This is a genomic window from Burkholderia cepacia (assembly GCF_001039005.1).
GTDB classification, from domain to species: domain Bacteria; phylum Pseudomonadota; class Gammaproteobacteria; order Burkholderiales; family Burkholderiaceae; genus Burkholderia; species Burkholderia theae.
Genome location: NZ_LDWR01000166.1, coordinates 1 through 569 on the forward strand (window position 1 = coordinate 1; position 569 = coordinate 569).

General features: G+C 68.5%; 1 protein-coding gene. It reads left to right on the forward strand.

What is annotated here, in order from left to right; translation table 11 throughout:
- Nucleotides 1-569: beta-ketoacyl synthase N-terminal-like domain-containing protein (locus VL15_RS38905; protein WP_048252200.1), on the forward strand; the 569-nt coding region annotated here is incomplete at both ends.

A 569-nucleotide genomic window follows, 5' to 3' on the forward strand; every position in this document is an offset into this window, starting at 1 on the left:
GTAGTGATCGTATCGGCCGCGCGGACCGCGGTCGGCAAATTCGGCGGCTCGCTTGCGAAGATTGCGGCGCCGGAGTTGGGCGCGACGGTGATCCGCGCGGTGCTGGAGCGTGCGGGCGTGAAGCCCGAGCAGGTCAGCGAAGTGATCATGGGCCAGGTGCTGACGGCCGGTTCGGGGCAGAACCCGGCGCGGCAGTCGCTGATCAAGGCCGGGCTGCCGGCGGCAGTGCCGGGGATGACGATCAACAAGGTGTGCGGCTCGGGCCTGAAGGCCGTGATGCTGGCGGCGAATGCGATCGTGGCGGGCGACGCGGAGATCGTGATCGCGGGCGGCCAGGAGAACATGAGCGCATCGCCGCACGTGCTGCCGGGCTCGCGCGACGGGTTCCGGATGGGCGACGCGAAGCTGGTCGACACGATGATCGTCGACGGCCTGTGGGACGTGTACAACCAGTACCACATGGGCATCACGGCGGAGAACGTCGCGAAGGAATACGGGATCACGCGCGACGAGCAGGACGCATTCGCGGCGCTGTCGCAGAACAAGGCGGAAGCGGCGCAGAAGGCCGG